We start from the raw sequence: 25257 nt of genomic DNA on the forward strand, positions 1-25257 counted from the left end.
CATGAAACGATCTCTATATTTTACGTTGCTGGCGGGGAGCTTACTGCTCTTTTCCTGTAAGAAACACGGTATTGAAGAAGTGCCGCTGGAACAATGGCAGGAAGACCAGATATTTGATGTAACCGATTCCCTGGGTTTATATGCCCGCAACTATTCACTCGATATCTACTCCCGGCTCCCGGATGGGTTTAACAGGATAGGCACTACCACGCCGATGAATTTGCTGGATGCGGCTTCAGATGATGCGGTGTCGTCACAGGTTACATCTACAATAGAAAGCTTTACCAACGGTCGTATTACGGCATTTAACCTCATGGATGATTTTTGGGGAGATGCTTATGCAGCTATTCGTAAGTGTAATATTTTCATGAAAAGCTTCGATCGCGTTCCCCTGATATCTAACGACGAGAAGAAATACTGGAAGGCCGAAGTTCGTTTGCTGCGCTCCTACTTCTATTTTGAACTGATAAAACGCTACGGTGGTGTGCCTTTGCTGGGAGATAAAGTATTTACCCTGCAAGACGATCTGCAACTACCACGGAACAGTTGGAAGGAATGTGTGCAATACATCAGCAGTGAATGTGATGCGGTGAAAGATAGCCTGCGGGTGGATCCGGTATCAGACCAGGACCTGGGGCGTGTTACAAAAGCGGTATCAATGTCGCTGAAAGCCCGGGTACTACTTTACGACGCCAGTCCGCTGAATAATCCCGCCAACGACAAAAGCAGGTGGCAGGCCGCTGCAGATGCGGCAAAGGCCGTAATGGACCTTAATACCTTTTCCCTGGTTCCATCTTTCCCCAATGTATTTACCACCCGGAAAAATACAGAAGTGATTTTTGCTAAACAACGCGCCAATACCACAGATGTAGAGAAAACAAATGGTCCTGTTGGATACACCGGCAATGGCCTTGGATCTGGTGTTACCAGCCCTACGCAAGAATTAGTGGATGCCTTTGAAATGAAAAATGGACTACCTATTACAGATCCGGCTTCCGGGTATAACGCCGCCAGGCCTTACGAAGGACGTGATCCCCGCCTTGACTACACCGTAATGTACAACGGCATGAAATGGCTGGGCCGGCCAGTGGAAACCTATGAAGGCGGTAAAGACAAACCCGGAGGTACCGTACTGCAAACCCGCACCGGGTACTATATGCGTAAGTTCATGGCCGATTACTCTAAAAGCACCGCCTATGCAAACCAGACACATAACTTCATCTATTTCCGTTACGCAGAAATATTACTCGACTTTGCAGAAGCTCAGAATGAAGCCAGCGGCCCTGATGCAGGTATCTATGCGGCGGTGGAAAGTATCCGTAAGCGCGCAGGATTACAGCCCTTCACGTTGAAAGCCGGACTTACCCAACAACAGCTTCGCGATGTAATTCGTCATGAAAGACGCGTGGAACTGGCGTTTGAAGAACATCGCTTCTGGGATATCCGTCGCTGGAAAATAGCTGACCAGGTACTGAATGGCACGCTGCATGGTACCCGTATCACGCTGAACGCTGACAACAGTTTCAGCTACCAGTTGATACCTGTGAATGATGTAAAGTTTGCCACTAAACTGTATCTCTATCCGATTCCTTATGCGGAGATAATCAAAAATAACAGGCTGCAACAAAATGACGGCTGGGAATCCCGCTGATTACTAAATGATAAGTATAACAGGTATGAACATACGTATTTTACAACTAAGCATAATGGTTACCCTGGTTCCGTTTATGATGCAGGCACAAAGCCGTGTCGGGAAGGAAGTGGGGACTACCGTCATTGAAACCCGCATCATAAAAGGAGTAGTTACGGATGGCGAAAATCCCTTGCCAGGTGCAACTGTTATTGAAAAAGGACTTCCTTCCAATGGCGCAGTAGCCAATGAAGCCGGTGGCTTCGAAGTGAAAATAAAAGGGCGCACCAATACACTCGTCATCAATATGATGGGATATTTATCCCAGGAAGTGAGCATCGCCGGAAAAAATGAAGTAAAAGTAATCATGCGAAGAGATGCCAAAGGGTTGGAAGATGTGGTGATTGTAGGTTTTGGTAAACAGAAGAAAATTACCAATACCGGCGCTGTGAGCGTAGTAGGTGGAAAGGAAATTCGTCAAAGCCCTACGGCGAGTGTACAAAATACCCTCATGGGCCGTTTACCAGGCTTTTTCTCGCAGCAACGCAGCGGACAACCCGGTGCTGATGCGGCTACCTTCTTTATCCGTGGTCAAAGCTCTTTTGCTTCTTCCAATAAACCACTGGTGATCATGGATGATATTGAAGTAAGCTATGACGATGTGGCTGCACTGGATCCCAATGAAATTGAAAGTATCTCTATCCTGAAAGATGCCTCCACCACTGCTATTTACGGTATTAAAGGCGCTAACGGCGTGTTGGTGGTAACTACCAGGCGTGGTAAAAACGGTCCGCCATCTATTAACTTCAAATCAGAGCTGGGCCGGCAGACATGGGCATATAAACCGAAATTCCTGAATGCCTATGAATCAGCCCTGCTGACCAATGAAGCCATGGTAAACGGAAAACAAACACCCCGCTTTTCGCAGGAAGACCTGGACCTGTTTAAAAGTGGCGCTGACCCTTACGGGCATCCGGATGTAAACTGGTTCGAAACACTCACTAATAACTACTCGCTGCAGTCCCGTAACAATCTTGATATTTCTGGTGGTACAGACAAAGTAAAGTACTTCGTATCTATGGGATACCTGTGGCAGAATGGGTTTATCAAAAACTTTTCTGATAAGGCAGATGTAAATAACAACTATTACTATAAACGTTATAACTTCCGCTCCAACCTGGATGTACAGGCTACCAAAACCCTGAGCATCCGCACAGATATTACCGGCCGTTTTGGGGAAACCAATTCTCCTATTACCAATAGTCCCAATGGTAACGGCCTGATCGGAGAAATATACAGTTATAACTTCCTGCCGCCTTTTGCATATCCGGTTTATAATCCAAATGGTTCTTATGGACATAACATCGCCATGCCCGGTACCATGAATATTGTAGGGCGACTGGCATTGCTGGGCTATAGCCGCAAACACCAGAACGACCTGAATGTGGCGGTAGGAGCTACGCAAAAGCTGGATATGATCACAGAGGGATTGTCGATGAAAGGTACCATTGCATATGCTAACGGTAACTCCTATACGAGAGGATTGTCACGTACTACTGCAGCTTTTCCTGCTTATTATTACAATCCTGCAGACGGCAGCTATACACCGCGTGATGCTACCCTGTATCGCGTGCCGGGATGGAAGCTTGACTATGTTACAGAACCCGGAGATAAAATACTCACCACCCAGGCAATGATCAACTATGATCGCACCTTTAATAAAAAACACCACATCTACAGCCTGGGATTGTTTAACCGTAACACCGCTATTAAAGATGATGCGGAAATTACACCCCGCTATACGCCGGCCAATTTCCTGGGCTATTCCATGCGTTTAGGGTATGATTATGCACAGAAATACCTGGTGGAATTCAATGCCGGCTACAATGGAACAGACAGGTTTGTATCCAACAAACGATACGGACTGTTCCCGGCCATCTCCGTAGGCTGGAATATGGCAGAGGAACCATTCATCAGGGATCATGCAAGTGGTATTGATTTGCTCAAGATACGCGGCTCTTACGGATTGGTGGGCTCCGATGACGTAGGCGGTTATCGCTACATTTATGAGCAGGTATACAATCGCGAAGGAAGCTATTCTTTCGGTGAAATTCATACACCCGTTACCGGTATCCGCGAAGGTACACTTGGTAATGATGACGTAACCTGGGAAAAAGAAAAGAAAGCCAACATCGGTGTAGATCTGGCCTTCTTTGATGGAAAGCTCTCTGCCACAGTAGATTATTTTAATAATTATCGCTTCGATATTCTGGCGCCACGCTCCAGTATTCCCCAGTTAATAGGCGTAGGTTTACCTCCGGTAAACCTGGGTAGGGTAAGAAACAAAGGATTTGACGGAGAGATCACCTATCGTAACAACGCCGGCAAATTCCAGTATTCTGTACGGGGGACTTTCTCTTTTGCAAAAAATAAAATTCTCTACCAGGATGAACCGGCACAACGTTATCCATGGCTGGCGCTCACCGGGAGCTCCATCGGGCAGATCCGCGGATATCACTTCATCGGCTTTTACCGCGACCAGCGGGATATTGACACCAGCGCTGTGCCACCAACACCTGTAATACCAGGCGACCTGAAATATGCTGACCTGAATGGCGATAAAGTCATTAACAAAATGGACCAGCGCGTAATGGGATTCCCTAACTTACCTAACACCGTGTTAGGACTTACGCTGGGCTTCAATTACAAGGGTTTCAGCTTTAGTGCGCTGGTGCAATCGGCCTTTAACTATAGTTTACGCCTGACATCGGAAAGTATCGACGTGATGTCTACCAATTTCCAGCCGATACACATGGACCGCTGGACACCGGAGAATAAAGACAACGCAAAGTTCCCGGTATTGTCAAGCCCCGCTTCAGAAATCAGCCGCGGATTTATCAATCCTTCTGATTTCTGGTTTATCAATGCGAAGTATATCCGCCTGAAAAATGTGGAGCTGGGATACGAGTTGCCGGCTGCATTCATCAAACCAACAAAGCTGAGGAGTATCCGTGTATATGCGAACGCGTACAATGTGCTCACCTGGACAAACGTCACTAAAATGTACCAGGCAGATCCTGAAGTTAGCTCTGGGGGCGTGTTATCTACCTATCCTAACCAGAAGATCATGAATTTCGGTGTTAATATTTCCTTTTAGTAAATGAGTCATACATGAAAAAACTGATTATACCCGTAAATCTGCTGTTGATCTTTGTTTGGCTCAACGCCTGTAAAAAATCCGGGGATTTCCTTGATAAAAAAACATCTGGTAACCTGAATGAAGCCAGTACTTTTTCAGATAGTGCCAAAACCATGGATTTTCTAACCGGTATTTATGCCGACATCGGTTTTTCTTTTGATCCGGGCCGCTGGGAAGCCGGCGGGCATCCGGTGGTAAGTAATGAAAGCGAACCTTTACGTTACGTAGGACCGCAAAATGATGTGGTGATCATGATTGGTGGCGCCATTTCTTCTCAAACCACAGATGCCTCGAAGAATGTGCAGATATTGAATAACTGGCTGACGCCTTATCGCAATATCAGGCGGGTGAACCTCTTTCTCAGCAAAGTAGATGCTTCCCCTTTGTCGCCGGAGCTGCGCGCACGTTTAAAAGCAGAAGCACGTTTTCTGCGGGCCTGGTATTACAGTATTTTATTGAAATGCTACGGTGGCATACCATTGATCGGTGATAAAGTATTTACGCCGGCAGAGAACATCGTATTAAACAGGGCTACGTACGAAGAATGTGTCAACTACATTGTGAAAGAATGCGATGAAGCTGCTACACTGTTACCCGCCAAAGGAGAGTATGCACCGGGAGATTATGGTCGCATTACCAGCGGGGCTTGCCTGGCTTTAAAATCCAGGGTGTTGTTATACGCCGCCAGCCCACTGTTCAACGGTGGCCGTCCGGATGTAAGCGGCGATATAAAACCAATAGTGGGATACCCTGCCTTCTCTGCTGACCGCTGGCAGAAGGCTGCAGCAGCCGCAGAGCGGGTGATGTCTTTATCTCTCTATAGTTTAAATGAAGACAATACCACCCGCCCTGGTTATGGTTTTTACAAAGTGTTCCAGGTACGCGCCGGTAATGATGAATATATCCTGCCAGGTATGCGGGCGCCGGGAAGGGATCTGGAAGGAGGCTGGTTGCCGCCCAGCAGATCCGGCAACTACTCCAGTGTGCCCACGCAGGCCACGGTGGATATGTTTGATATGATCAACGGAAAACCTATTACCGATCCTGCCTCAGGATATGACCCGGCGCAGCCGTATAAAAACAGGGATCCGCGCTTCAATAATTCTATCCTGTATAATGGCGCGCCCTGGTTCTTTGCTTCTACCAACAAAAAGGATCCGATCAATGTAACGGTGAATTCCAATGATGGCTGGAGTGTAAGCCGCCCTGCCACTACCGGTTATTATATCCGGAAGATGTTGTATGAAGATGGTAGCGGTAACACGGAACGTTGCTGGCCACTGATCCGCTATGCAGAGATAGTATTGAATTTTGCAGAAGCCACCAACGAATACGATGGGCCGGTTGAGCCGGTATACAAGGCTTTAAGAGATATCCGCAAACGGGCGGGTATCGATCCGGGCGCTGATAATGGATATGGTTTGAAAGCCGGTATGACGAAGGACGAAATGCGGAAAGCCATTCATCATGAACGGATGATTGAGCTGATGTTTGAAGAGCATAAGTTATGGGATGCCCGGCGCTGGCTGCGTGGAGAAGAATTACTGAGAGGGATGGCGCAGGGTGTAAAAGTAACTGCCAAAGCAGGTGGAGGTTTCAATTACGAGTTGTTCGATATCCGTCAACACGTTTTTAGTCCTAATTTCTATCTCTTCCCGATTCCGGAAGGGGAAGTGTCTAAGGCGCCTTCCCTGAAGCAAAATCCGGGCTGGTAAGCATTGTTCATTTAAAAAAACAGGCAGGAGTGGTATATCCATTTCCTGCCTGTTTTTTTATGAAGATATGTTAGAAGTTGGTGTTAATGATCAACGTATTCCTGTCGGCTGCCGCGAAATCCATCGGAATAATACCATACCTGCCGTGTGTGGCGCTGGTAAACCAGGTATTGATCCTTGGATTAATATTGTTGGAAACCGTAGTAATGCTGGGAATACCAAAGATCAGCGATTTATATCCGCTGGTAAAATTGATATATAAAACAGATGAGTTACCGGTTTGGGCTTCAGTCAGCAAATTGGTGATGCCGGTCCATTTGACGTTATTATCAGGCACTACATATTGATCCTGCACCCGTAAGCTGGAGTTGGTGTTATTGATGGAGAAGGTGGTGTTGTCAGCCCAGTTGGTGGCTTCAATGCCTTTAGGTGTGCTGGCGGCGCCGAATCTTCTAAGCAATACAATCTTACCTCTTACGGATCCCAGGTTCGGTACGGCATCGCCTAAATACCATTTGGAGGGCTGCAGTGCGGTGTAGCTGTCGAATGTTTGTTCAAATGTCCGGGTGTTGTTGGTAGGGTCATATTCTTCTTTTACGCACATCACAATGGTTTCTGACGGATTGGCTGCCAGGAAATCGTAGCAGGCGGTGGTTACATCCGTAAAGTTCAGGTTCTGGTAAATGGAGCCATGGTGAATGGCAAAGGCATCGCCAATGTGGCGGCATCGAATGTCGAGAAAACGGGTACCGGCATCCAATTGTTCGCGGATGCTAAGGTTCTGGCATTTGGCGGTACCACTCACCGGTTCATTCCGGGCGCCGCTGTCGTGCGTACCGGGAATAGACAAGGCGCTCAGGCTGGTGTTGTCTGCAATAGACCCCATCCAGGAAGTGAGAGATACCGTTAACGTGCTGGCAGTAAGGCTGTTTTTGCCTGTTTCAATGCCGCTGGCGGCAGTTGGGTTTACCAGGTCTTTTTTACAGCCAAAAAGGGAGAACGCGGCTAAAGCCAGAAAGAGGGTTTTCTGTTTCATAGTGGAAAAGGTTTATACTTAAAAATACACCAGAAGAGGTGTTATTCATAGCAGTGAGAATTAATTCTTCATGAACACTTTCACTGCTCCACTATTTCCGTTCTCTTTCCTTCTATGCTACTGTAAGGGTCGCCAGTTTATCCGGATCCACGATGTTACTCACCTGGAATATTTTGCCGTCTTCTGCGGATACACCAAGCACCTGGCAGGCCACCAGTTGCGTATCGTTGTAGTAAAGTAATGCCGGCTGGTGATTGATTTCAGAAAACTGAACGCGGAAACCGGCATCGTATTTCTCGTAGATATAGCGCAACAGTGCTGCCACTTCTTCCAAACCTATAGCTATCTTTTTCACCACGTTCATCCTGGTGCCACCATCTGCAAAGAAGGTCACATCTTTGGATAGTAAGCTTTCCAATACCTGTGTATCGCGACTTCTGATAGCATGAATAAAATTATTCAGTATATCGGAAGGTACTTTTTGCCGGTTACTTACGGGTTTGGATTCGTTTAGCCGTGTGCGTGCGCGGCTTAATAATTTGCGGGATCCTTCAATGGTAATGCCCAGTACATCGGCAATTTCTTCATGTGCATAGCCAAAACTTTCTTTCAGGATGAATACAGCCCGCTCTTTGGGGCTGAGTTGCTCCAGCAGTACCAGCATAGAGTAGGAAGCGATGTCGTGCAGGTTAATATTGGTGTCGGCGCTTTCCGTAGCTACCGGTTCCGGCAGCCACACATCTCCCAGTTTCAGTTGTTTTTTCTTTTGTTTGATATATAACGCCTGGTTGATGACACTTTTAATCAGGTAGTTTTTCTCATTTTCTATATGCGTTTTATCAGTGGCCAGGTAGTTATACAATACGTCCTGTATCGCGTCTTTCGCGTCTTCTACTGCACCTAAAATATTATAGGCGTATGGAAATAAGATAGTCTGATAATCTTTCAAAACAAATAATTTAAGCAATATCTATTTGAACCAATTGGCCAGTAACCTGGTGTAAAACGGCACAATGATATAGAATACTGTGGGAACAATGATAATTGTTAGCAAAAAGGTTCTTGCTACCAGCGGCAACAACATCAACAGGTCGCCAAACAGGTAAAAAGTAATGGTAATGAGTGGGAAGATGGCCAGCCAGATGATGAAGGCCATTTTATGCTGATGATGTTTGCTGGTGCCTGGAGAAGAAATCTGCTGTTCCATTATAGTCATTTTTGGTTTTAAATATTTGATTAACGTTAATAAGAGTGGAAACTGCAGCAAAACGTGACAAGAAGTGGCCATTTTTTGTAAATCATTTGTTAATCACGTTACCTTCTGAACCCCGAAACAGTATCCTGGGCAGAAATTTTTTCTTTTGACAGATAATCGAACATAATTATCTGCGCATGAAAAAACTCTTGGCCCTCATTATCTGCACCCTAACAATATTGGGTATCCGCGTAAAAGCACAGGAAACAAGACCACTCTATAAAGATTCTATTCCCAACAGCATCGGCAAGTTAGCACCGGAAAATATGCCCAATATCAGGATTTACAAACCTGAAAAGCCCAATGGCACCGGCATTATCATTTTCCCCGGTGGCGCCTACGCCTTCCTGGCCATCGATGAGGAAGGCTATAAAATAGCAGAAGCGTTTGCTGCAAAAGGAGTGACGGCTTTCGTGGTAAAATACCGCCTCCCTTCAGACGCTACCATGCGTGATAAAAGTATGGGCCCGCTACAGGATGCCCAGCAAGCCATCAAACTGGTGAGAATGAACGCCGCGGAATGGGGAATAGATCCGCATAAAATCGGGATTGCCGGCTATTCAGCCGGAGGACACCTGGCATCTACGCTGGGTACACACAGTGCCAGGAGCTATATTCCTAACAAAGAGAAAACAGATTTGCGACCGGATTTTATGATCCTCGTATATGCCGTTATCAGCATGCACAAGGAATTGACTCATGTAGGTTCCATGATGGGCCTGTTGGGCGACAATCCTTCCGCGGAAAAAGTTGCCTTTTTTTCCAATGAAGAATGGGTGAATAACAATACGCCCCCTGCTTATATTACCCATGCTAACGATGATGGGGTAGTCAGCGCCAACAACGCCATGGTATTCTACCAGGCTATGCTGAAAGGTGGTATACCGGCCGAATTACATCTATACCCTGCCGGTAACCACGGATTTACCCAACGGTTACCCGTATACGAATGGCTCGATCCTATGATCTGGTGGATGAAAAGAGGGGGCTGGTTACCCAATACCCCCTGATATTGAGTCATGGCATAGCAGCGTGAACAGGTGGCGGAGGCACGGGAGGCTTCGAATGAAGTAACTTCAACAGCGGACGTTCTACTTTCTGATAGAACAAAATTCCTGCGCCTACCGCCAGCGCCATATGTACGAAGATGGATAGATCCGGATTCCAGAAAAATCCAGTCTGGATATATACCTGCGTAAGAATATAAAATAACGTGTAGTGTGTAAGATAAATAGAGTAAGACGCATCTCCTACCAGGAGCCAGAAACGATTGTTCCACAACTTCACCAGCACCCCTTTTTTCTCGAGGAAAATACCACCCGCCAGGATACAGGCACTGGGTAAGCCCCAGAGCAATACCCGTTTTAAACTGCCGCTGCCACTGGTAACACTGCCCAGTTCAGAGATGTTCCCGAATCCATGTAAAATATTATATACATACCCACCGATGCCCAGCACCAGCAGCAATGCGGCCACACCTGTCGGTATTTTGGCGCGTTGGTATAACCAGTAAATAACAACACCGGAAAGAAATTCCAGCATAATAGGATTGGTGTAAAATATAACGCGGAAGTCTTGTGGATGTATCAGCTGGCCAAGCAGCACCAGCGCAGGAATAACAAGTAACAGCAATAAAGCTTTATTTTTTACACGGAGTAAAATCAATCCGAAAAATAATACATAAAACCACCACTCAAAGCTGAGTGACCAACCCACTACCAGCATAGGTGCCAGCCATTTCTGCGAATTCAATACCGGCAACATAAAAATGGTATCCCGCAATGAATTTAATACAGCAATTACCGGGAAAAATTTGTCGAATACACAAAACATGACCATGAATAGCAGGCTGGCCACATAATAAATAGGATTAATCCTCAGGAAGCGCTTCTTCAGAAAATCCACACCATCTCTTATACCAAAGTAACTATTGGCCACATAACTGATAATAAAGCCCGATATCGCGAAGAACAGGTCCACCCCAATGGCGCCAAAGTTTTCCAGGAAATAGAATTTTTGTTGATGCGATACGGAAAATGCTTCCTGTGTATCAATAGCGTGTACGTGAACAACCAAAAGTACTGCTATGGCTCGTAAGAACTGAATGCTGTTAATCTTCATAAAATGGGATACTGATTGAGGGTAATGGATTGTAACGCCGGCACTTTAATGTATAAAGCAAATTAATGAAGCCCGCTGTAACTACACCTCAGTCAGCAGATCCCGGTTAATAGCGTTTAACCCACTCTTCCCGGCTGATCCTAAACCAGTTAACTAATACGCCTTCCTGGTAAAAAGTACCATCCATGGTCAGCCCGGTTTTTTGCAATACCCGGTTGGAAGCTATATTGGCTGCATCCGCCCAGGCATAAATCATATCCGGCTTCAACCGGGTAAAACCATATTGGAGTGCGGCAATAGTGCATTCAGTGGCATATCCCTTACCCCAGTAATCTTTGATAAAACGATACCCTACATCGTAATAATTGACATGGTTATTTGTAGGTGTGGTAACGAACTTTAGCCCCGCCCAGCCTATAAATTCATTGCTTTCTTTTTCAATCACCGCCCATCTGCCTATGCCATTGTCTTTGTATTGCTGCCGGATAAATTGGATACTTTCCCGGGCTTCTTCAATGGTTTTAATAGGATGTCCTCCCAGGTAGCGGTGTACCTCCGGATCGGAATCAAGTGCAAACATGCCCGGGGCATCAGCCGGAATCAGCTCCCGCAGAATCAATCGGGCAGTAGATGCAAATATTTCCATACAATCGTTCCTTTATTGAAGGCCCAATTTAATGGAATGGGCGCATATGGCCACTGGAAAAAACGGTTACTTGTTGGGTTTCAGGAGGAAATTAGCGGAAAGGTCAGTTGATTTTTTCTGAAACTGGTTAGGGGAAATACCCGCAAACTCTTTGAAGGCGCGGATATAATGGGATTGATCTGCATAGTCGTTTTCGAAAGCAATATCTGATAACTTGCTGAACTTATTGCTCCGCAATTGCGCCAGTGAATTTTGAAAACGGCATATCCGGGAAAATAATTTGGGAGAGATACCTACGCCTTGTTTGAACCGGCGCTCAAAACTTCTTTCCGTTAACTGCAACTGTTCCTGGAGGTCTTTCAGTGATATGCTGCCGTTGGATTGAATAATCTGGTCCAATGCAAATTGCGTGATATCATCCGCCGCTGATTCATTCTTGTTAATTTGCTTAAACAGGAATGCCGCAATCACATCAATTTTCCCGCTTAAAGAAGGGGTTTCCAATAATTTTTCGGCAAGACTGAAATCTTTGGTGACCGACAGCAAATCCAGGTCCATACAGGTGTTGGTCAACTCATCCGCGTTTAACCTGAAAATAGATTTCAACGCATTCGGATAACAACAAACACCAATGGAATAAAATGCACCGGTTAACTGCATCTCTGTATACTTAGTGGTTTGACCGTACAGCAACTGATCCGGCAATTGTTTATCGTTCAGGAGAAAAGTAGTATCTGCCGATTGCTGGAACATCAAGCCCGGACAGCCATCCGCCATTGGTCCGAAGATATGCGGTGCATCTCCGGTACCATTACCTTCCAAAGTCCAGAAATAACGGACATGGTTTTTAAGATATATTGGCGGCGGTATTTCCTGGTACTTCATACCTTCAAGGTAACAATTTTTACTGATTTACTTATAATCTACTATTTTTGTAGACTAATTTTTGCCCATGAAGAAAGTATTACACCATTTTATCAGCTGCCTGGTGCTCCTGTTGGTAACCAGCTATGGATTTGCTCAAAACAGAATAGTCGTTTTTCAATCAGATTTCGGTTTGAAAGATGGCGCCGTTTCCGCTATGAAAGGCGTGGCTTCCGGTGTATCCCCTGATCTGAAACTCTATGACCTTACGCACGAAATTCCCGCCTATAACATATGGGAAGCGGCTTATCGCCTGGAACAAACCGTTCCTTACTGGCCGGCAGGAACTGTATTCGTATCTGTAGTAGATCCGGGCGTAGGTACCAGCCGGAAATCTGTGGTATTAAAAACAAAGAGTGGTCATTTTATCGTGACACCAGACAATGGCACGCTCACCCTGGTAGCAAAGTCATTGGGCATTGCAGAAGTCAGGGAAATTGACGAAGCAGTGAATCGCCGCAAGGATTCACAAAAGTCGTATACTTTCCATGGCCGCGATGTATACGCCTATACCGGTGCACGCCTGGCCGCAGGTACCATCGGCTTCGAACAGGTAGGCCAGGTTTTACCTTCGCAGGTAGTCGATATCCCTTACCAGGCGGCCGTATTGGAAGGTGGCAGGCTGAAAGGAAATATCTCTATCCTGGATGTACAATATGGCAATGTATGGACAAATATCACGGCTGACTTAGTGAACCAGCTGGCATTGAAATACGGCGATGTATTACACGTCAATTTCTTCCATAACGGGAAGAAGGTATACGAAACCAACGCCCCCTACAGTCAAACCTTTGGCGCCGTAAAAGTAGGTCAGCCACTCAGCTACCTGAATAGTTTAATGCAGCTGTCTTTCGCCCTCAACCAGGGAAATTTTGCAGCTACCCATCATATTGGAAGTGGAAGTGAATGGAGTGTAGAAGTAACCGTTTCACACAAATAATAATACTGCTGATGATAAAAATTTTAATCCCTGCCTCTTTTCTTGTACTGATCAGTCATCTGGCGCAGGCACAGCAGGATACCGCTGTACTTCCAGCCCCGGCCATACGCAACCTGAATGAAGTGGTGACCGTAGGAACCCGTAGCACCGGGCGTACCCGGCTGAATTCAGTAGCACCGATAGATGTATTTCATCTATCTAAGTTACAAATACTGGCGCCACAAAACGATCTGAATCAACTATTGCAATATGTGTCTCCTTCCTTTAATTCAAACAGGCAATCGTCTTCTGATGGAAGTGAACATATTGATCCGGCCAGCATCCGGGGCCTCGGTCCGGACCAGTTGCTGGTACTGATTAATGGCAAACGTCGTCATACTACCTCCCTGGTCAATAACCAGGGTACGGTAGGCAATGGGTCCGTAGGTACCGATCTGAATGCAATTCCTGCTGCGGCGATCGACCGTATAGAAATACTACGTGATGGTGCTTCCGCCCAATACGGATCCGATGCTATTGCCGGCGTTATCAACATTATACTGAAACAAAACACGCATCAGTTATCAGCCGCCATCACCGGCGGTGTTACCTCCCGCGGCGACGGAGGCCTGGGACAACTCAGTCTCAACTACGGCACCGGCCTGGGTAAACAGGGTGGCTATCTCAACATCACCGGGGAAGCTTACCAGCGGGGTAAAACCACCAGGGCGCAAAATAATAACCTGATCATTTTTGATCAGTCGTCGCTGGACAATTATTTCGCGTACGACTTCACCAACGATCCCGCTGCTTCCCGCAAGTACGACGATGACATGCTGAAGCAAAAAGGACTGAAAAGAGATGACTTCAATTTCCAGATCGGTGATGCGCAAATAAAGAATGGGGGCGTTTTCTATAACTTATCACTGCCCTTTAATAATAGTAAAAGCGAATTCTATTCCTTCGGTGGCTACAGCTATCGCCAGGGACAGGGATTCGGCTTCAGACGCCTTCCCAGCGATCCTTCTGTGAATGTGTACAGCATCTTCCCCAACGGGTTTCAACCTACTACAGATTCCCGTATCCACGACCGCTCTATCGCTGTTGGGCTGAAACATAAGCTGGGCGCCTGGCAGGCAGATCTCAGCAATACCCTCGGCGACAACCGTTTCGATTACCGGGTAGATCATACAGTGAATGCTTCCCTGAAAGAAGCCTCACCTACTGAGTTTAAAGCCGGCGGACATGAGTTCCTGCAAAACACCACGAACCTTGATTTTAGCCGCCGCTTTACACAAGTGGCTGCTGGTCTGAACCTGGCTTTTGGTGCTGAATTCCGCGTCGATGATTATCGTATAAGGCAAGGGGAGGAAGCCTCCTGGAAGAATTATGCTTTGATCACCAACCCGGATGGCACTGTCACGAACCCTTCCGGCCTGGCAGGCGGCTCCCAGTCTTTTACCGGTTTCTCTCCCGAAAATGTTATCCATAAAAGCCGGAATAATACCGGTGTTTATGTAGATGGAGAACTGGATGTGACCAGCAAATGGTTGGTCAGCGCAGCAGCGCGTTTGGAGCACTACAGCGATTTCGGTACGGCGTTAAGCGGCAAGCTGGCTACACGTTATAAACTATCAGACGTGTTTAATGTGCGTGGCGCCGTTAGTAATGGTTTCCGCGCTCCATCTCTCCATCAGCAATATTTCAGTGCATTGAGCACAGATATTTTGCCGGATAACACCCTCGGTCAATCCGGGTTTTTTACCAATCCCAGCAAAGTGGCAATAGCATTGGGTATTCCGAAGCTGAAACAGGAAACATCTGTGAATTATAGCCTGGGCTTTACCGCGCGTGCAGGCAACAATTTCAACATTTCCGTAGATGGATATCTCACAGATATCAAGAACAGGATTGTACTCACCGGTAGTTTTGGCTTCGATGCCAATGGAGAGGCGGTACCGGCAATACAGCATATCATCAATCCGCTGGGCGCTTCCTCTGCCCGCTTTTTTAGCAATGGCATAGATACCCGTACAGCCGGAGTAGATGTGGTAGCAGATTATAACCTCCGCCGCGGCCCGCATAGCTTTAATGCATCGCTGGGATTCAACTACAACAAAAATAAAATTACCGGCAACCTACACATACCAGCTGGTTTGAAAGGGCAGGAACAAATCTTCTTTTCGCCAAACGATAGTATCCTGATCACAGAAGGTACACCGAGAGTGAAAGCAAACTTATCGCTCACCTATGGTTACAAGAAGTTCAGTGTATTACTACGTAATGTGTATTTCGGAGAAGTGTCGCGTAATAGTTTCCCTTACGGTGAAGTACAGGTGCATAAGGGAAAAGTGGTAACAGATTTGTCGCTTAGCTATGCACTGAAGCCAGTGGTAATTACCATTGGCGCCAATAATATCCTGGATGTTTTCCCGGATAAACAGGTATATGGCAACAGCTATTTCGGCGTGTTTAAATACGCCTCTGTACAAATGGGATCACTGGGTGCATTTTACTTTGTAAGATTAGGCATTAATATTCCTCATTAAAAAGCGTACATCGCTGTTATACCATAGATCTCCGGTTGTTTTTTACTGACACTTTTCATGTAGGAAAACCGGAGATCTAATCCTTCCCGGGTACGCTTCGAAAAATTGATCCTCAGACCTGCATTTCCTACGGGGCCGTAAGAATTTTGCATCGTGGAGTCTTTATAATGTTCCCCATAGCGGTCTATCTTGTCCAGGTTCACCGGGCCATAGTGGTAGCCAAAGCCGCCACCTACGTAAAAGCCGAATGTTTGTTTGTTGGTTTTGGTAGAAAGAGCACCAAAGTTCAGGTTAATCATCAGTGGAATATCTATCATCCAGCGGGCTTTCACTTCAGGGGTGCTGGTAGTGGTACCCGTATAATAATATACATCATCAATCCAGTAGCCATCGTCGGTAGTGCCTCCACGGCCACCCGAGCCGCCAATACTCAGCGGAATCCCTATGGATACCGACATTCGGTTGTTCTCCATCATGTTATAACGGGGAGAGTAGGTAATAGCGGCACTGGTTACCTTACGCAATCCGGAAGTATGATCCACAAATACCGATAAGCCAACGGCATGCATAAAGCTTTGAGAGAAAGTGTGAAGGCCGGTAAGGCAGATAACAGCTAACAAAAGGATCCTTTTCATAACAGGCAATTACGGGATGAATGGCTACAAATAAAAGGTCAGGCAATGGAATTAAAATATCAAAAATCGGTCCAGGAGCATTTGTGGTGGCGGAATAGGCGGTTACTAGATAATTTTCGTTATTAAAAACAAAAGGTAATGAAACGGAATATCCGTCTCACTACCTTTCTATATCTCCTCAGTTGGGTTATTGCTGTACGTCGAGTATGGGATGATCAATTCCCTGCAATGCACTCACATCAGGCTTAATCATTTCCAGTACGGTGATTTTATTGCTGCCTTTTTTCAGCCAGCCTGATGGTACATATAATGTCTGTTGAGGGCCTACCTGCCAGTATCTGCCCAGGTGATGGCCATTGATCCATACTACGCCCTTGCCCCATTTAGTCATGTCCAGGTAGGTATCTCCCAATGTATTCAGTACAAAGTTGCCTTCTTTTAATACAGGGGCATCTGCCGTTACCTTGCCTGCTTTTACTGCAGGTTGTTGAGCATAGGGGAGCTTAAACTGTTGCCAGTTATGAATTGCCTGCCCATTGAGCAGTACGGCTTCTGTAATTCCTTTTTTATTTTTCAGGAGATAAGTACCGAAATTGATGCGCCCCAGGTTCTCCACCAGGATCTCGAGGGTCGCCTTACCTGCCGGTAGTGTTACGGTAACGCTATCCTGTTTCAGGCGCCTGTCCAGTATGGCTACCCGTTTGCCATTTACGAATACGAGGCCATAGTCGCGGAGGTCTTTTATTTTCAGCAATGCCGTTTGTCCGCCGCCAACGGTAGTACGATATAATACATAGCCGTATGCCTGGTGGAGATCTTCAAACGTTAGCGGATCTACGCTTTTCACTGGGGCAGGTAAAGTGTTGAATAACGAACTGCTACGGCTAAACGTAATAACCGGTGTTGTGATCACTGGCTTTTTAGCAGGAACTTCCGGTAAGGATTGGCCGGCAGGTAAATGCTTTGCAATCACTTCTCTGAATTTCATAAACTTCGGCGTAGCATTTCCTGCTTCATCGAGTGGGGCATCGTAGTCGTAGCTACTCACCTGTGGAGAATACGGATGCTGGTCGTCATAGTTGGCGCCATTCATATACCCCCTGGTAGTGCCGCCATGAAACATATACATGTTGATGGAGATACCGGCAGCTAATACGCGATCGAGCCTGTCCAGGAAGTTTTCGTAAGGCACGGTATGGTGTTTTTCGCCCCAGGAGTCAAACCAGGCAGGATACCATTCTGCGATGTAGAAAGGGCCTTTGCCATTATGATTATCTCTTACCAGCTGCTTTACTTTTACCGGGTCGTCTACGCCGTTTACGGCAGGTAACAAACCGGGCAAATGTCCGTTGGCTACGTCGTTAGCAGGGTCGCAGGTATATAGAAGACCATCAAACCCGGCATCCACAAACATTTTGCGGTTGATTTCCAGGTACTCTTTATCGTTGGAGTAGGAACCATATTCATTTTCGATCTGTACCATCAGGATGTTACCGCCATGGTTGATTTGCAGTCCCGCGAGTTGTTTGCCCACCGCTTTGATATAGTTGTGATAAGCGTTGAGGTATTGTGGTTCTTTGCTTCGTACTACCAGTCCTTTTTTATTTTGCAGCCAGTAAGGATAGCCACCAAACTCCCATTCTGCGCAGGCATAGGGGCTGGGACGTAATATAACCCACATACCTTCTTCCTGTGCTATTTTTACGAAAGCAGCTACGTCATTGTTGCCCGTAAATTCATAATGCCCCTGCTCCGGTTCATGCATATTCCAGAATACGTAGGTCCCAATGGTATTCAGTCCCATGGCCTTTGCCATCCTGATCCGGTCGCGCCACGATTCCCTCGGTACGCGCAGGTAGTGGATCTCCCCGGAGATCATCTGGAATGGTTTGCCATCCAGCAGGAAGGCGGAGTCGCCCAACTGGAAGGTATGCTGTGCTTTCAACTGGAAACAGCATATCAGCATTAAAATAACAACACTAATTTTTTTCATCACTTGTTTATTTTTCCTGTCAATGTTACTACAGAGCGAGGGGGCACGGTAAGCGTACGTCCCGGAACATAGCCGGGCTGCAGGTTACCCTGTGCATTGGTAGTATAGCTGCGTATACTGCCGGCGCGCAATTGCCTGCATTGAATTGCTACGTTGGCCGCAGTTTGACTACTGTTAATCACCACTACATTCAGGCTGTTATCGGTATTTTTATAAGCCGATACCAGGAGATGAGCTGCGGCAGCGCTATCATTCAGTGCCGCCGATACCCGCGTGGCACCGGGTCTTACAAAGCGGCTGTAATTACCCAGTACCCACAACATTTTGGTGTCGTGGATTTGTCCATCCGTTTTATTTTTGTCGATGTAGATCAGTCCGTCTTTGTAATCGTAAGGCGACATGGCCAGCCACCATTGCCAGGCGGCCGCATTAGCTACGGTCAGATCGGTATGAATCACCCTTGCTATATACAAAGCGGCATCCATGCCCAGGTCTACTTTGCCGCCATCCATTTCGCCGGCATTACTACCCAGTATACAACATTCCGATTGCCAGAAGGGAATTCCCTTTAATGCTGCCACCACTCTTTTTCGTATAGCGGTGGCCGTGTCTGCGGGAGAAGTAGTGAAATAGCTGTGTGCGGCTATGCCGTGATAAATATTTTTGAGATGACCAACATAAGTGGAACTTTGGGGATCAAAAAATGCTTTCACCTGCATGCCTTTATCCGGCTTGTTTTCGCTGGCATATAGATAGTTGAACTGCCCGGCTTCCGGTATCAGTAGCTGGCTTTTAATACCCGCGGCACTGAATTGTTGGTCAATGGCTTTGGTGAGACCGTATATCTGTTCATTATTGTATGGGCATCCTTCCTGCCCGCCATCACTCCAATCCCATTGTGGCTCGTTGACAGGGCTGATATAACTGAGCGTTACACCGGTATTTTTTTGTATACCCAGTATCACATCTCTCAAAAAAATACCTACAGAATCATATTTGTCTGGTGTAAGATTGCAAATGCCTTTATCTGCAAAAGCTTTGCTGTTGCGGGTAAACGCCACCGGCGGGCTATTCAGGAATCCTAAAAAGCGGGTAACCCCTCTTGCTTTGGCAGCTTGAAGGAACCATAGTTGCCCTGCTTGTTTTTGCCAGTTATAAGTACCATCTGTATTGCGAAAGCAGGCGGCGCGTCGCCACTCGTCTCCAATACCGCTGTTGCTGCCTTGCTCGGTACTACCTGCACCAATATTAAATCGCCACATAGATAAGCCAATGCCGGTAGGCTGGCCATTGCGCGTGGTGTCCATGCTAAACAACCAATCTGCTAACTGTACACGTTTACTATCGGGCCAGTTACCGGTAAACTGACAGGCCCACGCATCGGATGCAGCAAAGTTATGAATGGTTTGCGCAGTACGTTGCAGGTCGATATATACTTGTACGGGTGGGCTACTTTGTGCAACTACCGTTTGTAGCGCACTGCATAGCAATAGTGAGCAAATTGTTTTTTTCATGTTCATAGTAGCTGCGGTTTGGTTCACGCAAAGCCGCAAAAAGTAAGCATCCAACAATCACCATATGTTGTGAGCAAGACTGTAAAATAGTAAAATACAGGTGGATTATTTTTAAAACTTGTTGACCGGTATTTTACCTCCACCAGCTGTTGCAGCTTTGCGTGAACAATTCTACTTATTAGTAACCAGGGTTTTGATCCAGTTTTTTATTAGAAGCCAGGATGTCGGCTCTCGGAATAGGCAGCCAATAGTTTTTATCAGCAAACAAACGGCCTGCCAGTGCCACTTTGCGGGTGTAAGTATACACACCAGGTGCGGTAGCGGCAGCGTCCATTCCGTAAGCAGGAACGTTTTCCGTAACGTTGGCAATTTTCCATCTGCGTACATCGTAGAAACGATGTTCTTCAAAAGCTAACTCCACCTGTCTTTCCCGCTGGATGGCTGTCCGCATATCCGCCTGGGACAAGCCGGGAGCGAGCGCCGGTTGTTTTACGCTGTTACGTTGCCTGATCTGATTAACGGCGGCATATACACTGGCATCTGGTCCGGCTACTTCGTTTTGGGCTTCTGCGTAGTTCAGCAATACTTCTGCATAACGTAAATAAATCCATGGTTGTAACCCGGCCACATCCCATGGGTTATCGATAGGATTTTTATCATCCATGAATTTACGGAGATAGTAACCGGTTTTGGTGGCGTTCCAGTTAGATGGACCATCTTTCCCATCCTTACCACCAGGCGAATAGGTTTGTATTATGGAACCACGGTAGCTGGCACCATTGTAAAGGATGGAAGCATAAAAGCGTGCATCCCTGTTAGCATATGGTTGTTGCGGATTATAGCCGGAAGTGGCATCTGTAATAGGTTTACCATTATTCATTTCATAGGCATCTACCATGTTCTGCAGCGGCGAATTACCAGCCCAGCCGCCGTAGCCGTTTGGACCATTGGATATTTCCAGGCACACGTGACGGGCTCCCACAGCATATTGACGGGCAAAAATTACTTCTGTATTACTGCCTTTTACAAACAGCTGGGTATAATCGTCGGCCAGCGAATATTTACTCATATCCATCACTGCTTTAGCAGCCGTGGCAGCTGCCTGCCAGGTGCCTACTTTATACAATGGGCTGGCTGCATACAGCAACAGGCGCGCTTTCAAGGCCAGTGCTGCACCTTTGGTAGCACGGCCTGGTTTCCAGTCGCTATCATTGGTTACCGGTAAATCGGCGGCGGCGGCATCGAGTTCTGCTACTGCATAGTCCATAGATTCCTGCAGGGTAGCGCGTTTGAACAAAGCCGGATCGGTGAGGTTGTCACTCAAATTGTATTCCTTATTGCCCATCATCACTACGCCGCCATAGTTGCGGATCAGGTCATGATAGCGGTAGGCGCGGATAAAACGCAATTCCGCCAACAGTTTTTTGCGGTGAGGCGCGCTCATTTCCACGGTATCAATATTATTGATAGCGAAGTTGCATTCGCGGATACTGCGATAACTTCTTCCCCAGATGGTACCCGCTATACCGGTATTTTCCGGTGCGATCTGTCCCTGTTGAATGATCCAGGTATTGTCATCATTGTTGTAAATAGATTCGTCGGAGATGGAGCTCCACAGTGCATATTCGAAGCCACGGCCAAAACCGGGATTAGAGCCTTCGCCTTCTTTTTCCTGCATGGTGATGCTCATGTACCGGTTAACGATATAATTTTCAAATAAAGTAGAATCGGCCAGCACTGCACTCGGCAATACGCGATCAGTAGGCGTGATATTCAGGAAGTCTTTCTGACAGGAAGAAAATAAACCTGCTGCCACTAACCCCAGGCTATATATAATATGAGAAGTTTTCATTGCGTGATTTTTTACGAGTTAGAATTTAACGTTAACACCCAGGTTGAAGATCCGTTGCTGCGGATAGAATTGCCCGGAGGTACTGGTACCTTCCGGATCGTAGTCCTTAATTTTGGTAATGGTGAAAAGGTTAAATGCATTAGCATATACCCGGAGCCCACTGATCTTTGCACGGGATAAGATGTTGGCGTGAATGGTATATCCCAGCGAGATATTTTTCAGTCGCAGGAAGGAAGCATCATTTAACCAGAAATTATTCTGCCAGCGGCCACCATTTACGGAAGAAGAGGCACGCTCATCTACCCTTGGATAGCTGCCATTCACGTTGTTAGGGCTCCAGCGGTTATCGGCCCAGCTGCTGTAGAAGTTACCGATAGTGCCGGATTCAGGCAGTACATACTGACTTACATGTGCTTGACCCGCAAATAAAACAGACAGGTCGAAACCTTTGTAATCACCACTTAAGTTGATACCATAAGTGATTTCGGGAATGTTACCATATTTGGTTCTGACAGCATCATCGGCATTGATTTTACCATCTCCATTGTGATCTTCATAAATCAGATCTCCTAATTGTGCATTTGGTAAATGGGTATACTTATTCAGTTCATCTGCTGTTCTGAAGATGCCCAGCACATTGTATAACAGGTAAGTGTTCATAGGCCCACCTGTCTGGCGTTGCCAGGAAGGGATACCCGCTGCTTCATCAATGAATACAATTTTATTTTTGGCATAGGTCATGTTACCGGAAACGTTGTAGTGGAAACCGCCGCTGGTGGTATTATCATAGCCCAGGGTAGCTTCTATACCACTGCTGTTCACTTCTCCGATGTTTTCAGCAGGTACCAGCGGGTTGTTTTTATCGTATGGATTCACAATACCAGAGGTTTGCGGCAGGGACGCATTCCGTTGGGTCAATATTTTAGAGCGTTTCTGTTTGAAGTAAATAAACTCCAGGTTGAAATGATTCAGGAAAACAGCATTTAACCCCAGGTCCATTTTTTGGGCAACTTCCCAGGTAATATTTGGATTCGCCAGTTTGGTTAAACTGATACCCGGATAAATTTGTCCATCTATTACATACTGATTTAACAGGGAGTAGTTATCGAAATACTGGAATAAGCCAACATTATCATTACCTAAGGTACCATAGGAACCGCGTAATTTCAGGTCATTGATAAATTTCACGGATTTGAAAAACTCTTCCTGGGTTACCCGCCAGCCGGCAGATACGGAAGGGAAAAATCCATATTGCTTACCTTCAGGGAAGGTAGAAGAACCATCTACGCGGGCTTGTACTTCCAACAGGTATTTTTCCTGGTAATCATACGCAATACGGCCAAAGTAGCTTTTACGGGTGAAGTTGTAGCTGCTGCCGGAATTGTTTTTGTCGGTAGCAGTAGAACCTCCCTGCGATAATTCCGGTGTTTGTGGTGTAGGGAAGTTGATCCGGGATGCGTTGAAGGTATCCAGCACATTTTTACTTTGTTCATACCCCACAAAAGCGTTGACGTTATGTTGACCAAAACGGCGGGCGTAATTCAGTTTGATGTTGGAGGTAATCAGTGATATATTTCTTTGTGACTCATACAGGGAAGGCTTGCCTCCGGAACCGCCTACTACTTTGGGATCATAAGTTTGGGTAGCAGGGTTGTAGGTATATTCCTTGTAAGGCGTGCTAAAGGATTTACCAAAGTTCCAGGACTTATCGGCAGACAAATATCCGTCAAGGGAAAGCCCTTCAACACCAGGAATAGCATAAGAACCTTTCAGGATACCATTGAATACCTGTTGAGGGTTGCGGTTAATACCACCTGCGGCTGTTGCCTGCATAACAGGATTGTTGAGCTCTATCCCGGTAGTAGGTAAGCCATTGGGATACCTGTCCAATACAGTAGGATACGCCCTGTAGATGCTGCGGAATATGTCGCCTGCACCAGTAGTAGGGAATACGCGGTTTTCTTCACGGCCGGATACATATAAGCTTACTTTCAGTCTTTTTGTGATGTCAGCATCTATATTTGACCGGAAGTTATACTGGTTGTATTTGGTGGCGCCATTTTTATACAAGCCGTTTTGTCCCAGCATACCGAGAGACACATAGTAGTGAACGGTTTCGTTTCCCCCATTTACAGAAAGACTATGCTGGTTTTGAGTGGCCACTTTTTTCAGGGTAGCTTCCTGCCAGTTGGTATTGGGATAATTTACCGGGTCAGACCCATCCCGGAATTTCTGTATTTGTTCCGGGGAGTAAATCTGGTTCATACCACCTGTTGGGCTGCTGTAATACTGGATTTCGTTCCTGATTTGTGCATAAGTGGCGGCATCTGCCATTTTAGGTAAACGGGTAGGTGAAGAAAAGCCCTGGTTAAAGCTGTAGTTGATCACCGGCTTACCGCTTTTACCTCTTTTGGTAGTCACCAGCATTACCCCATTGGCCGCACGGCTACCATATACTGCCGCCGAAGCGTCTTTCAGGATAGAGATACTTTCTATATCGTTAGGATCCAGGCGTTCGAGGCCTCCTATCTGACCAGGTACTCCATCTACCACCACCAGTACATCATTGTTGCCGGTTGTTGCCAATCCACGGATGGTGACAGCGGAGCCATCATACCCGGGCTCACCGGAACGGTTGTTGGCAATAACGCCGGAGAACCGGCCGGTCAGGGAGTTGGAAACGTTAGGTTGCGGACTTTTTAGCATGTCGGCTCCCTTCACCACAGAGATAGATCCGGTAAGGGTGGCCTTTTTCTGGGTAGCATAACCCACTACCACTACTTCGCTTACACTTTTAGAGAGTGGCTCCAGCACAATATTTAATGGCCCCCCGTTTTTTACCGGGAAACGCAATACACTATATGAAATGTGATTGAATACGAGGGTATCACCCACAGCTGCAGCAATGGAAAATTTACCATCGGGTCCTGTTAAGGTACCTGCTGTTTTGTGTAACACCCGCACGGTTACACCTGGAATTGCTTCGGCATCTGCAGTTACCTTACCTGTAATCACCGGTTGCTGCGCATAGGCGCCAGGCGTAAAAAATAAGAGTAGCAAAAAACAAAGACGACTTAAAACTGGCTGGCTCCGTAATGGGACAAAAAGTAAGTGGTCCGTTCCGGATAGAATTTTTTTCATAACGCATTAAATTTAGATGAATGGGAATGGTGGAATATTCTTTTGGTTGCAAGGACTATTGATACCCAGTCCCTTTGATACCCGCAAAATACTACCCCCTTTTACAACCATAGAGGGGGTAAATCATT

Annotated in this window: 17 protein-coding genes; 6 read left to right on the forward strand and 11 right to left on the reverse strand. The window is 46.5% G+C overall.

What is annotated here, in order from left to right; all coding sequences use genetic code 11:
• The first annotated feature begins 1 nt into the window (after position 1).
• The 3 genes from J7623_RS12300 to J7623_RS12310 are packed head-to-tail and all read left to right on the forward strand — an operon-like array spanning position 2 to position 6544.
• A complete protein-coding gene (locus J7623_RS12300) occupies positions 2-1651 on the forward strand; it encodes a RagB/SusD family nutrient uptake outer membrane protein (RefSeq protein WP_291920586.1) in 1650 nt (549 codons plus the stop codon).
• 25 nt (positions 1652-1676) lie between these two features.
• On the forward strand, positions 1677-4787 hold the full coding sequence (locus J7623_RS12305; protein ID WP_291920587.1) for a TonB-dependent receptor: 3111 nt from the start codon (positions 1677-1679) through the stop codon (positions 4785-4787).
• A gap of 14 nt (positions 4788-4801) precedes the next feature.
• Positions 4802-6544 carry a RagB/SusD family nutrient uptake outer membrane protein gene (locus tag J7623_RS12310; RefSeq protein WP_291920588.1) on the forward strand — a complete coding sequence of 581 codons (1743 nt, stop codon included), beginning with the start codon at positions 4802-4804 and terminating at the stop codon, positions 6542-6544.
• A gap of 70 nt (positions 6545-6614) precedes the next feature.
• Here the strand turns inward: J7623_RS12310 and J7623_RS12315 are convergent, their stop codons facing one another.
• From J7623_RS12315 to J7623_RS12325, 3 genes are all read right to left on the reverse strand, one after another.
• A complete protein-coding gene (locus J7623_RS12315) occupies positions 6615-7580 on the reverse strand; it encodes a phosphatidylinositol-specific phospholipase C (RefSeq protein WP_291920589.1) in 966 nt (321 codons plus the stop codon).
• Between the two features lie 112 nt (positions 7581-7692).
• Positions 7693-8529, reverse strand: coding sequence for a sigma factor-like helix-turn-helix DNA-binding protein (locus J7623_RS12320; protein ID WP_291920590.1), 837 nt, complete (start codon positions 8527-8529; stop codon positions 7693-7695).
• A gap of 21 nt (positions 8530-8550) precedes the next feature.
• Positions 8551-8787 carry a hypothetical protein gene (locus J7623_RS12325; RefSeq protein ID WP_291920591.1) on the reverse strand — a complete coding sequence of 79 codons (237 nt, stop codon included), beginning with the start codon at positions 8785-8787 and terminating at the stop codon, positions 8551-8553.
• A gap of 185 nt (positions 8788-8972) precedes the next feature.
• On the opposite strand from J7623_RS12325, the gene J7623_RS12330 reads away from it, so the two are divergent.
• Positions 8973-9845 (forward strand): alpha/beta hydrolase, encoded by an 873-nt coding sequence (locus tag J7623_RS12330; RefSeq protein WP_291920592.1) that lies wholly within the window; start codon positions 8973-8975, stop codon positions 9843-9845.
• 7 nt (positions 9846-9852) lie between these two features.
• Here the strand turns inward: J7623_RS12330 and J7623_RS12335 are convergent, their stop codons facing one another.
• The 3 genes from J7623_RS12335 to J7623_RS12345 all read right to left on the reverse strand — a co-directional run bounded on the left by J7623_RS12335 (position 9853) and on the right by J7623_RS12345 (position 12487).
• On the reverse strand, positions 9853-10956 hold the full coding sequence (locus J7623_RS12335) for an acyltransferase (RefSeq protein ID WP_291920593.1): 1104 nt from the start codon (positions 10954-10956) through the stop codon (positions 9853-9855).
• 106 nt (positions 10957-11062) lie between these two features.
• Positions 11063-11602: a GNAT family N-acetyltransferase gene (locus tag J7623_RS12340; protein WP_291920594.1), complete on the reverse strand. Its 540-nt coding sequence runs from the start codon at positions 11600-11602 to the stop codon at positions 11063-11065.
• Positions 11603-11668: 66 nt separating this feature from the next.
• The gene (locus J7623_RS12345) at positions 11669-12487 is read right to left on the reverse strand and encodes an AraC family transcriptional regulator (RefSeq protein ID WP_291920595.1); all 819 of its coding nucleotides are present in this window, start codon (positions 12485-12487) and stop codon (positions 11669-11671) included.
• 67 nt (positions 12488-12554) lie between these two features.
• Here J7623_RS12345 and J7623_RS12350 point away from each other — a divergent pair, with 67 nt between their 5' ends.
• Together J7623_RS12350 and J7623_RS12355 are read left to right on the forward strand one after the other, a co-directional pair.
• Positions 12555-13466 carry an S-adenosyl-l-methionine hydroxide adenosyltransferase family protein gene (locus tag J7623_RS12350; RefSeq protein WP_291920596.1) on the forward strand — a complete coding sequence of 304 codons (912 nt, stop codon included), beginning with the start codon at positions 12555-12557 and terminating at the stop codon, positions 13464-13466.
• A gap of 11 nt (positions 13467-13477) precedes the next feature.
• A complete protein-coding gene (locus tag J7623_RS12355) occupies positions 13478-15994 on the forward strand; it encodes a TonB-dependent receptor (RefSeq protein WP_291920597.1) in 2517 nt (838 codons plus the stop codon).
• On the opposite strand, the gene J7623_RS12360 is transcribed toward J7623_RS12355, so the two are convergent.
• The 5 genes from J7623_RS12360 to J7623_RS12380 all read right to left on the reverse strand — a co-directional run bounded on the left by J7623_RS12360 (position 15991) and on the right by J7623_RS12380 (position 25048).
• Entirely contained in the window at positions 15991-16629 is a 639-nt protein-coding gene (locus J7623_RS12360) for a hypothetical protein (protein ID WP_291920598.1), read from the reverse strand. The genes J7623_RS12355 and J7623_RS12360 overlap by 4 nt on opposite strands.
• A gap of 187 nt (positions 16630-16816) precedes the next feature.
• Positions 16817-18622 carry a glycoside hydrolase family 35 protein gene (locus tag J7623_RS12365; protein WP_291920599.1) on the reverse strand — a complete coding sequence of 602 codons (1806 nt, stop codon included), beginning with the start codon at positions 18620-18622 and terminating at the stop codon, positions 16817-16819.
• Complete coding sequence (locus J7623_RS12370) at positions 18622-20142, reverse strand: glycoside hydrolase (RefSeq protein WP_291920600.1); 1521 nt, start codon at positions 20140-20142, stop codon at positions 18622-18624. Before J7623_RS12370 ends, J7623_RS12365 begins: the two co-directional genes overlap by 1 nt.
• A gap of 172 nt (positions 20143-20314) precedes the next feature.
• A complete protein-coding gene (locus J7623_RS12375) occupies positions 20315-21988 on the reverse strand; it encodes a RagB/SusD family nutrient uptake outer membrane protein (protein WP_291920601.1) in 1674 nt (557 codons plus the stop codon).
• 18 nt (positions 21989-22006) lie between these two features.
• A complete protein-coding gene (locus J7623_RS12380; protein WP_291920602.1) occupies positions 22007-25048 on the reverse strand; it encodes a TonB-dependent receptor in 3042 nt (1013 codons plus the stop codon).
• Between the last annotated feature and the right edge of the window lie 209 nt (positions 25049-25257).

Source organism: Chitinophaga sp. (genome assembly GCF_017745275.1).
Lineage (GTDB): Bacteria > Bacteroidota > Bacteroidia > Chitinophagales > Chitinophagaceae > Chitinophaga.

Bases quoted from the DNA above. Each gene is read 5' to 3' on its own strand.
- J7623_RS12300 (WP_291920586.1), top strand. From the start codon at position 2: ATGAAACGATCTCTATATTTTACGTTGCTGGCGGGGAGCTTACTGCTC.
- J7623_RS12305 (WP_291920587.1), top strand. From the start codon at position 1,677: ATGAACATACGTATTTTACAACTAAGCATAATGGTTACCCTGGTTCCG.
- J7623_RS12310 (WP_291920588.1), top strand. From the start codon at position 4,802: ATGAAAAAACTGATTATACCCGTAAATCTGCTGTTGATCTTTGTTTGG.
- J7623_RS12315 (WP_291920589.1), bottom strand. From the start codon at position 7,580: ATGAAACAGAAAACCCTCTTTCTGGCTTTAGCCGCGTTCTCCCTTTTT.
- J7623_RS12325 (WP_291920591.1), bottom strand. From the start codon at position 8,787: ATGGAACAGCAGATTTCTTCTCCAGGCACCAGCAAACATCATCAGCAT.
- J7623_RS12330 (WP_291920592.1), top strand. From the start codon at position 8,973: ATGAAAAAACTCTTGGCCCTCATTATCTGCACCCTAACAATATTGGGT.
- J7623_RS12335 (WP_291920593.1), bottom strand. From the start codon at position 10,956: ATGAAGATTAACAGCATTCAGTTCTTACGAGCCATAGCAGTACTTTTG.
- J7623_RS12340 (WP_291920594.1), bottom strand. From the start codon at position 11,602: ATGGAAATATTTGCATCTACTGCCCGATTGATTCTGCGGGAGCTGATT.
- J7623_RS12345 (WP_291920595.1), bottom strand. From the start codon at position 12,487: ATGAAGTACCAGGAAATACCGCCGCCAATATATCTTAAAAACCATGTC.
- J7623_RS12350 (WP_291920596.1), top strand. From the start codon at position 12,555: ATGAAGAAAGTATTACACCATTTTATCAGCTGCCTGGTGCTCCTGTTG.
- J7623_RS12355 (WP_291920597.1), top strand. From the start codon at position 13,478: ATGATAAAAATTTTAATCCCTGCCTCTTTTCTTGTACTGATCAGTCAT.
- J7623_RS12360 (WP_291920598.1), bottom strand. From the start codon at position 16,629: ATGAAAAGGATCCTTTTGTTAGCTGTTATCTGCCTTACCGGCCTTCAC.
- J7623_RS12365 (WP_291920599.1), bottom strand. From the start codon at position 18,622: ATGAAAAAAATTAGTGTTGTTATTTTAATGCTGATATGCTGTTTCCAG.
- J7623_RS12370 (WP_291920600.1), bottom strand. From the start codon at position 20,142: ATGAACATGAAAAAAACAATTTGCTCACTATTGCTATGCAGTGCGCTA.
- J7623_RS12375 (WP_291920601.1), bottom strand. From the start codon at position 21,988: ATGAAAACTTCTCATATTATATATAGCCTGGGGTTAGTGGCAGCAGGT.